Here is an 8,728-nt window from a genome sequence, read left to right as displayed (position 1 = left end):
AGGTTCTTATGTTACTTGCGGGTAATCCTCTACCCATTTCAGGGCTAGTTTCTACCCAACGAATCGCACTCCTGGTCGAAACCCGTATGAGTTAGGTTCAAATCGCGCTTCCCATTCTGGCTAAGCGTGCCAGCTTGACAAGTGCGCGGCATCGCTCGGTCATTTATTGTCGGGATGCCTAATGGTCGCTTCTCCTCTGTCCCAGGCTTGGGAATCCATACTCGCCTAGTTGGAGCGACTTTTGGGCTTAATTTAAGTTTGGCAACAAGGGCGAGACGTTGTTTTGGGGTCAGGCTTTTAAGCCCATCCACACCAGCCGTCTTCTTGCCGCTGTTGTCTTGTGTTACCCGCCTGACCGCTAAGCATCTTGCTGACCAGGACTTCATCAACGTCTTTTGGAGTCTGCGTATTGCTTTAACATCACCACGTTGAGAGGCTCGATAAATTCGTTTTTGGAGCTTATAGACAGACCGTTCCAGTTTTCGCCAGTTAATGTGTCTCCATTCCACCATCGGTTGTGACCGTGTTTTAGACATATATACTCGGACTTTCGACTTTATCTTCCATATCACCGCGAGTCTGTCTGCATATCCCTGTCATTACAACAGGGCATTAGCTTTTGACTCTATCCCACCTGTTCGCAGCATACGGTTAGCACCTGCTCTTGGTATTCGACCTCCAAGAGAGCTTACGAGAGGTTACTTCGTTCCTGATAGCCATTGATTGAATCTTTAGAGTTGATGCTGTCCACCGGGATTATTGGGAGTGCTGCTGATACACCAAGACTTATCAGCCCCTAATCCATTGCCTTTTGGCTCCAGCGCAAAAAGCCTTATTTCGCTGGTTGGCTTTCACGATGGTTCAAGCGCATCTTCGCTTTCGCTACTCATGGATTCTTGCTAAAGGGGATTGCTGACTTAGGCTGTCAGCTACCTTCTTTCGTCCCGCTTTACCAATTTGATGGCTAGTCTCCTCAGTAGGGATCGTGCTTTCACCACTGCACCTGTGGGGAGGGATTTGTCTTTCTGTTATTAGGCAGGAGACTCACCCTCATGGCTATCAAGTTGTCAAGGTTCAGTTAGGATTACTCCTTTCTATGTTCCTTGCCTCCTATCTTTGGGCATTGCTACCCTTTCAGGAGAACGAGTCGCAGCCAGGCTTCAGCCGTGGGGAGTGTCAAATATTCATCTCAAACTCCAAACAACAAAGCCTGAGAGCTAATGCTCTCAGGCTTTTCTAGCTGAATTTTTCACTGCTTGTTGCATCGGGCGCGCTAGCTCAAGCAGAGGATTTGCTTTCTTCAGCTACTTGCTCGTTGTTGGGTAACTCCAGGCAATAACCAGCCCCGTATACGGTTTTGATGTACCGAGGATGGCGGGGATCGGGTTCCATCTTGGTTCTCAGGTGTCTGATGTGTACACGAATTGTTTCGATGTCGTCGTCGGGGTCGTAACCCCACACTTCTTTGAGAATTTCGCTGGGAGAGACTGTCTGACCGTGGCGCTGAAGCAAGCAGTGCAGCAACTCAAACTCTAGGTGGGTCAGTTTGACTGTCTGAGCGTACCAAACAGCTTCAAACCTTTCGGGGACAAGGGTCAGCGGGCCGTAATTCAGAATTTCGGAGTGTTTGGCAGCTTGGGGGATGCGGTCTGTTCGCCTTAGTAGAGCTCGCACTCGCGCTAGCATCTCTTCTAGTTCAAAGGGTTTGGTCAGGTAGTCGTCGGCGCCGGAGTTGAAGCCTTCTACTTTGTCTTGAGTTTGACTTAAGGCGGTCAACATCAAGACGGGAATGTCTGAGGTGCGCTCGTCACGCCGCAAACGCTGACATACGGTGAATCCGTCTACTCTAGGCAGCATGAGGTCTAGCATGATCAGGTCGGGGAGCAGTTGTATGGCTAGTGCCTGACCTTTGATGCCGTCTTCTGCCTGGGTGACTTCGTAGCCAGCCATTTCTAGGTTGACGGCTACGAGTTCGGCGATCGCCGCGTCATCATCAATAACAAGTATCCGGGGCATCATTATTTATCTCACCGCTAACCAGATGGGGGAGGCTACAGCCTTCTGGGGGTTCCAGGTAACTTTAACAAGCAATTTTTTAATTTTAAGCTTCATTTAAGAATTATAAGGTTGATTAAGACCTTTTTGAGCTATGTAAAAATTGTTGTATTAATTATAAGCGCCTTCAGTGGGTATCAGAAAGACTGTTCGCCAGAAATCTGGCCTGGAGTAGATTTTTTGTTGGCGGGCGCGACTTCTGTGGCGACGAGTGATGATGGGATTTGAGATTTTAGAGCCACCCTGCGTTTGTTTGCTCGTAGTGGGTCATCGCCCCTGTTCTCGATCGACACCTTTGCGGGCCTGACATTGCCAATTCTGCTCTCTGCAAGTTACATATTTTCGACGATCGCCCACTCTACGACTTGTGATTTATAAAGTTGGTGAGGTTGAGAAAAATTTTGTTTTTTTTGAGGGTTAGCCCTTGCTTTTTTTAGCTCTTGACTGTATTATTAAATAATAGAAATCTAACTATTTATTTTCAAAACAAGCGCTATTCCCCTTATTAAATAATATCATACAAATGTCAAAGAGTCTATCCCAAAACCCTAAAATTTTTGGCCGATTTTGGAAAATCAGGCAATTTTTTTGGGCCTCAGAAGCAGTGAAAGCAGGGAAATAATCTGTAACCATAGCCGACACAACTACTGAGAAAGAGTTGATTCTTGAGCCGACTGAGTATTTTTTGGGGAAACAGTCGCCTTAGAGCCTAATTTTTGGAAATAAAGACCGCCGATGGTGGCTAAGAATATTGTGTAAGCCGCCGCTTGGACGAGATAAAGTCGATCTCTGTATCCAAACAGTGCTTTGAGAATCACTCCGGGAAATTGTCGATCGGGCAAAATTTCCGCTGCATTCCACACCATAGGCCCTAAAATACAAGAGTGGATTGGTGCGAGGCGATCGTAATAAAAACAAATCCCTGCATACTGGCTATTCATCTGCGACAACATCCCAGCGGCTTGGTCAAAATGTTTGAGTGCAGATACTGCCAAACCTGCCACGATTAACAGCAACAAAATCCCCATAAACTTGAAAAACAGGCGGATATCAATTTTTACGCCCCACTTGAACAGTAGCGCGCCAATGATTGCCGCCCCAGTCAAACCGCCCAAAGCACCTAAAGCAGGAGTTAAACCTTGTTGAAATTGAGCGCTGACAAATATAACTGTTTCAAAACCTTCGCGCAGTACCGCAATAAAAATTAAGCCAAATACGCCCCAGCCGGCATTGCTATTTTCTGTCAAGGCTGCTGTAACTGCTCCTTCAACTTCAGCTTTGAGAAAGCGCGCTTGCTGAGTCATCCAAATTAGCATCCAGCTTAGCATTGCGATCGCCACAATTCCCAACACGCCCTCTAATAGCTGTTTAATTACTGGTGCGTAAGGCTGCTCGGATGTTGATAGGGCTGCGAGCAATCCATTGAATAAAACACCCACAAAACCGCTAGCAGCAATTCCGGCTGCGACACCTGCATACACCCAAGAATTGAGGTGAGTTTGCTCGGCTTTTTTGAGGCAAGCTAGTACAATTCCGACGACTAAGGCGGCTTCTACGCCTTCGCGCAGGGTAATTACAAAAGTTGGTAGGGCTTCGCTAAAATTCATTTTTTATAATCATGGGGCATGGGCATGGGGCATTGGTCATTGGTCATTGGAAATACAACTTACCACTAACCAATAACCAATAACAATGATTAAATCAACTATAATCCCGCAGCATTTTTTTCAATTCTACTTGGTGCAATTCTTCTTGTCCAATTAGATTGCGGGCATATTCTTCCAAATAAACGCTGGAGTCGGTCACAACGTCAAGTAAAGATTTATACTTTTTGAGCGCTTTTTTCTCGTGATTTAAACTTTCTTCTAACAAGTCTTTCACCGAGTGTTTGTAGGTTTCTTCGATGGGAGCAATTTTCTGACTGGGATGCCCCTCTAAACCGGTGAGAATTTCTCCTGCTTGTTGGGCGTGGAGTAGGGATTCCGTGGCTTGTGCTTTAAAAAACTGCACGATGGGAATCCGGTTTGGCCCTGTCACCATTAGTGAATAGTGGGTATAGCGCACGACACCTGCAAGTTCCCATTCCATGATGGTGCATAGCAGTTCCTGAGTTTTTTTTTCGTCAAGTTCTTTCATTTGTTGTTTTAGATGTAGAATGCCTTAGAGGGCGCTGTTTATAATATCACATTTAAGTTAAAAATGAAAAGTAAGGTGCGGAGGACGCACCTTACCGGATATAGATGTTGTATGTGAGTTAGGGGTTAACTTCTAAGGTTCCAGTAGGAGCAAACACTACAGTAAACTTAGCGACTGGTGCTGCATTGTTGCTGCTAGTTTCGGGAGATTTGAGCAGATTTGGCAAAGGAGTTTCTTGGGTGTAATCCTTGGCTGGCTGGTTGAGGGGCTCGAAATTGCCGATCGCCCCATCTTGACTTGTAGTGACTCGATAGACTAGATTTTGATTGAACGTAGGGCTAGTTTGCCAAGTTCGATCGATGCGATCGTAGACTTTTAGAGCTAACTCATCTAGTTTTACGCGATCCGTAATTTCTGCTGTCTGATTTGTTCCATCCACCGCCTGAACTTGCTGCTGGCCTGCTGATACAGGTACAGCTTGGACAGTCTTATCTGTAGGGCTACTCGCAATAGCCGTTTCAGTAGACGTATTAGTGAAAGGTAAAACCTTTGGAGACTTGTCAGGCAGCTTTTTTTGGCTATCAACCCCTAAATAGGAATTATTTGCAGCCGGAAGCGCACTGCTACTGGCAATAGCTGGTTGGGCCAGCCCCTTAGCAACAGCATTAGCAACAGCATTAGCGGGATTTTGTCCCTCGATTGTGAAAGACTTGACGTGGGAACCGAGAAACTTTTCTTTTTGGCTGACGCGCCACATTGAGATAGGAAAAGTCACAAAGAAAAGAGTCAAAACTCCCATACTAATCCAAACTATTTTGTGCATCTCCCTGGCTGGGATCGGCTTATTTTTTGTTTCCATCATCAAACCTCGCATTACTTAAGTTAAGGGCAAATAGGGGAAGAGAGGATGCCAGGACATAGCTGTCGCAGCAACTAACAAAGCAAACATCCAGAAAAATATGGTGCGACTTTTAATCTGCTGATTTTTCCACACCAGATGCAGAATTGGCCAACTGACAAGCCAACCGACAAGCAACATAGTTTCTTTGCCCGTATAGCTGCCGATGTTGCCCCACAATTCATCATTAGTCTTGCTTCCGGGAATCCAACTACCGAGGTTCCAAAGCATTTCGTTTATCTCTTTGGATGTGTCCCCTAAATGGTGACTCACCATCATTGTGAAACAACCAATTGCAGCGCTAACTATTGCTGCTGCTGCTGGGCCCGAAACCCTAGGCGCAGTTGCCGAACCCTCAGCTAAACCGTTAGGAAAGTGTTTTAATTTGCTCCAAAATTTACCGTAAAAAGGTTCATCCCCCGCATGACTTTGGCGGGATAATTGTCTGGTCATTTCACAAATCTCCTATGATAGTTGATAGTTGAGAGTGGGTAGGGGCAGTGCCACCTTGTCCGCCTTGAGAGTCAATCGATTGAGAGTTGAGAGTTGAGAGTCGATTGATTGATAGTTGATAATTGGCAAATGCGGACTACAAAGCATGAATTTTAGCAACGCCAATTCCACTTACCATGCCACCCATTGAAAAAAACATTAGGGCCATCAAAGCTACACAGGTTGCGGTTAAAACCGGGCGATTATGCTTTTCTAAAATTGCATCGCCGTAAGTCCACAGAATCCAGGTGCAAGCTATTGCTAATGGCAGGGTAAACAGGACGCTAAACTCGTGATATTCCATCAAAACATACTGCCCTAAAGGCGAGTTTTCTTTCAGCCAAGCCCGAGCTCCGCCAAAGTCCATGCCTGCCCGATAACGCATATAAGCCCAATTGCCGGTAGCTATGGCTAAAAAGCTCAAAATAGATGACCAAAAGGCTAATGTACGCATTTGTGGCAAGATTTTACCGCCACCCCGCAGCAACGGGAAAGCTAAATGTCCCGTGTAAACCATCACTACCATTGCAAACATTGCGCCTAAGCCGTGAATGGTTCCCATCAATCGTTGCCAATGGCTGGGATGCAGTAGGTTGACTAGAGGTAAAAACAGAAACATACCAGCCGATAAAAAACTCAGTCCGTAGATAGAAACTTGAGCGATATCTAACTGTCTGGGAAATTCCGATGGAACTAAATCGGTAGTTGAGTCTTGGGTTGACGGCTGCACCACTGGCAAACCTCCTGTAGGTTGTGCGGAAAATTACTTGAGAATAAGCGCATTAGTATTTTGAGTTTCTTGATAATGGAGCTCGTGCAGGCAAAGCCGATCGCACTTGGGCGCGCTCGACAACTGCAAACCTACTGCTAACTATATATAGTCGCAATAATTCGCACTTTTTAGTTTCTCTAACACGCAATACTTTGGCTTTGACTAGCTATCTGCTAATTTCACAGCTGCGGTCGTCAAAAACTTAATGCAATTTATTCTCAAGAGTTGAGAATAAAACCAATGATAGATTTTCAGCATATTCTTTATATTTTTTTAATATTCTTGTTTTAGCTGGACGGTGAATACAATTTGGAAGTTGAATGTGTAAACAAATATTGATAATTCTTATCAAAAAGCTTTAATGTGCAGGTTGTCTGTAAAATATCCGAATAATTCTTCAGGATTATTTAATATAAAATTTCTCATCCTCAAAATTCTGCCGATGAGGCGCTAATCTATATCCCATAAGGGATCGCCCGCCACCAATCCCCCGATCGCTCGCTCGCAGAAATACCCCCACAGGGGATGGTAAATTTTTGTAAAAAATAGTTGACTAAAGGGCTGGAACTTTTCTCGTTTGGGAGAGATCGATGCACATACCTGATGGCTTTCTTTCACCGCCAGTAGCCATTGCCACCGGCATAGCAAGTGCAGCAGTAATTGCAGTTGCGCTAAATCGAACCCGCGCCAGTCTTGGACTTCGACAAGCCCCAATCATGGGCTTAACCACAGCTTTCGTGTTTGCAGCCCAGATGATCAACTTTCCCGTAGCCGGCGGCACCAGCGGCCACTTGTTGGGAGGAGCGCTGGCATCCGTCGTATTGGGGAACCCTTGGGCGGCAACTTTGGCAATGAGCACGGTTTTTATAATTCAGAGCGTCTTGTTTGCCGACGGGGGCATCACCGCCCTGGGAGCCAATATTTTTAACATGGGGCTAGTTGGCATTTGGGTGGGCTGGTGGCTGTTGCAGCCATTGCAGCAACTCTTGGGAGGTTCCAGAAATCGTTTGCCCCTAGCTGCGGGCATCGCCGCTGGCCTCAGCGTCGTGGCTGCTTCGATTTGTGTGGCGATCCAACTCGCAATTTCTGGTACAGTAGGGCTCAATATCGCATTGCCAGCAATGGTAGGCGTACATATTTTAATTGGCATTGGCGAAGGGGTAATTACAGGCGGCGTGTTAACTTATCTCGTCAAAGTGCGGCCGGATTTACTGCCGGGACAACAGCCACAATTGCAGAAATGGGTAGTGCCAGTAATCGGAGTTTTATTAATTTCCGGGGTGCTTTCACTGTTCGCATCAAGTTGGCCTGACGGGTTAGAAGCGGTAGCCGAAAAATACGGCTTTAAAGATAAAGAAGCTGTGGCGATCGAAAATCCCACTCCTTTAGCAGATTACACAGTTAAAGGATTAGAAGAACAGCCTGTTGGTACTAGCATTGCTGGACTTTTAGGGTCTGCCTTCAGCTTCGGCGCGGCTTTTGGAATTGCTCAGTTGGTGGTAAAACCTAAAGATGTCTAAACTCTCCATACCTTTTCGATTGCGAATGTCTCTCACAATTGTGATTGGCATGGGTTTTCTGAAGACAGGCGCTTGGCTGTGGCTGGGAATTTATGGGGCGATCGCACTTTTTTGGTCGTTTTGGCTCAGGGCTCCCGTGCGAACCCTAGCGCAACTGTTGGGAGCAGAATTGGTTTTTCTCTCCTTATTAGTGCTGCCCCAAGGTTGGGAACGCGCCAGTTTTCTGTTGCTACGTTCCCTAATTTGCCTGCTAATTATGAACAGCTTTCTGCTAACTTTGCCACCCCACAGTTTCGGAATCGCCCTCAAAGGATTACCCCTACCAGCAGGTTTGCAAGAGATTGTACTTTTAACAGGACAATACTTAGAAATCCTGCTGTCCGAAGTCAACCGCATGAAAATATCAGCCCAACTCCGGGGCTTGTCCGGTACCGGAGGATGGCTGCGCTACGCCAGTGCTTCCATGATCGGAGCGCTTTATTTGCGAAGTCTCGATCGGGCAGAAAGAGTACACGCAGCCATGCTAATTCGCGGGTATCAAGGAGCTTTACCTGCCGACTCAAAATCAACACCAAAAGAGCGACTCTGGCTGACACTAGCAATTTTAATCGCAGCCGGATTAACAACAGCTTCTTACGGTTATTCGTAATTGGGCATTGGGCATTTAACTGGTTCCCAGGCTCTGCCTGGGAATCCATATCCAGAGGCTCTGCCTCGCCTCTTGCGGAGGAAAATTGGAGGCAGAGCCTCCCGATCTGCGTTCCCAGGCAGAGCCTGTGAACGAGTAGAATTGGTAATTGATTAATTCAGGCCTCTACCTTTTGCCTTATCCCTTCCCCTCTCTGCGCCCTCTGC

The 8,728-nt window shown here is 46.4% G+C and carries 8 protein-coding genes and 1 pseudogene; 2 read left to right on the top strand and 7 right to left on the bottom strand.

All coding sequences use genetic code 11. The features are described from left to right. Nucleotides 1–69: 69 nt before the first annotated feature. The 7 genes and pseudogenes from QUB35_RS15515 to QUB35_RS15485 form a co-directional block, all read right to left on the bottom strand. A pseudogene (locus tag QUB35_RS15515) lies at nucleotides 70–536 on the bottom strand (reverse transcriptase N-terminal domain-containing protein); the annotation flags it as partial. Between the two features lie 742 nt (nucleotides 537–1,278). Further along, entirely contained in the window at nucleotides 1,279–2,016 is a 738-nt protein-coding gene (locus tag QUB35_RS15510; RefSeq protein WP_333142744.1) for a response regulator transcription factor, read from the bottom strand. Between the two features lie 683 nt (nucleotides 2,017–2,699). Further along, nucleotides 2,700–3,662, bottom strand: coding sequence for an FTR1 family protein (locus tag QUB35_RS15505; protein WP_333142742.1), 963 nt, complete (start codon nucleotides 3,660–3,662; stop codon nucleotides 2,700–2,702). 94 nt (nucleotides 3,663–3,756) lie between these two features. Continuing rightward, nucleotides 3,757–4,191, bottom strand: coding sequence for a ferritin-like domain-containing protein (locus tag QUB35_RS15500; protein WP_333102835.1), 435 nt, complete (start codon nucleotides 4,189–4,191; stop codon nucleotides 3,757–3,759). Nucleotides 4,192–4,309: 118 nt separating this feature from the next. Next, nucleotides 4,310–5,050, bottom strand: coding sequence for a hypothetical protein (locus QUB35_RS15495; protein ID WP_333142741.1), 741 nt, complete (start codon nucleotides 5,048–5,050; stop codon nucleotides 4,310–4,312). Between the two features lie 18 nt (nucleotides 5,051–5,068). Then, nucleotides 5,069–5,542, bottom strand: coding sequence for a hypothetical protein (locus tag QUB35_RS15490; RefSeq protein WP_333102838.1), 474 nt, complete (start codon nucleotides 5,540–5,542; stop codon nucleotides 5,069–5,071). A gap of 136 nt (nucleotides 5,543–5,678) precedes the next feature. Then, a complete protein-coding gene (locus QUB35_RS15485; RefSeq protein ID WP_333142740.1) occupies nucleotides 5,679–6,314 on the bottom strand; it encodes a hypothetical protein in 636 nt (211 codons plus the stop codon). A 629-nt stretch (nucleotides 6,315–6,943) separates the two neighbouring features. Here QUB35_RS15485 and QUB35_RS15480 point away from each other — a divergent pair. Next, nucleotides 6,944–7,873, top strand: a complete 930-nt coding sequence (locus tag QUB35_RS15480; RefSeq protein ID WP_333142739.1) for an energy-coupling factor ABC transporter permease — start codon at nucleotides 6,944–6,946, stop codon at nucleotides 7,871–7,873. Further along, nucleotides 7,866–8,522 carry an energy-coupling factor transporter transmembrane protein EcfT gene (locus QUB35_RS15475; protein WP_333102841.1) on the top strand — a complete coding sequence of 219 codons (657 nt, stop codon included), beginning with the start codon at nucleotides 7,866–7,868 and terminating at the stop codon, nucleotides 8,520–8,522. Before QUB35_RS15480 ends, QUB35_RS15475 begins: the two co-directional genes overlap by 8 nt. Nucleotides 8,523–8,728: the final 206 nt, after the last annotated feature.

Origin of the sequence: Microcoleus sp. B13-B6 (assembly GCF_036705405.1) — a bacterium.
In the GTDB taxonomy this organism is placed as follows: domain Bacteria; phylum Cyanobacteriota; class Cyanobacteriia; order Cyanobacteriales; family Microcoleaceae; genus Microcoleus.
Note: the sequence above shows the minus strand (reverse complement) of the source record. Positions and strands in the feature narration are given on the sequence as shown.

Coding starts and splice junctions, on each gene's coding strand:
- QUB35_RS15490 (WP_333102838.1), bottom strand. CDS start 5,542: ATGACCAGACAATTATCCCGCCAAAGTCATGCGGGGGATGAACCTTTT.
- QUB35_RS15505 (WP_333142742.1), bottom strand. CDS start 3,662: ATGAATTTTAGCGAAGCCCTACCAACTTTTGTAATTACCCTGCGCGAA.
- QUB35_RS15510 (WP_333142744.1), bottom strand. CDS start 2,016: ATGCCCCGGATACTTGTTATTGATGATGACGCGGCGATCGCCGAACTC.
- QUB35_RS15480 (WP_333142739.1), top strand. CDS start 6,944: ATGCACATACCTGATGGCTTTCTTTCACCGCCAGTAGCCATTGCCACC.
- QUB35_RS15495 (WP_333142741.1), bottom strand. CDS start 5,050: ATGGAAACAAAAAATAAGCCGATCCCAGCCAGGGAGATGCACAAAATA.
- QUB35_RS15475 (WP_333102841.1), top strand. CDS start 7,866: ATGTCTAAACTCTCCATACCTTTTCGATTGCGAATGTCTCTCACAATT.
- QUB35_RS15500 (WP_333102835.1), bottom strand. CDS start 4,191: ATGAAAGAACTTGACGAAAAAAAAACTCAGGAACTGCTATGCACCATC.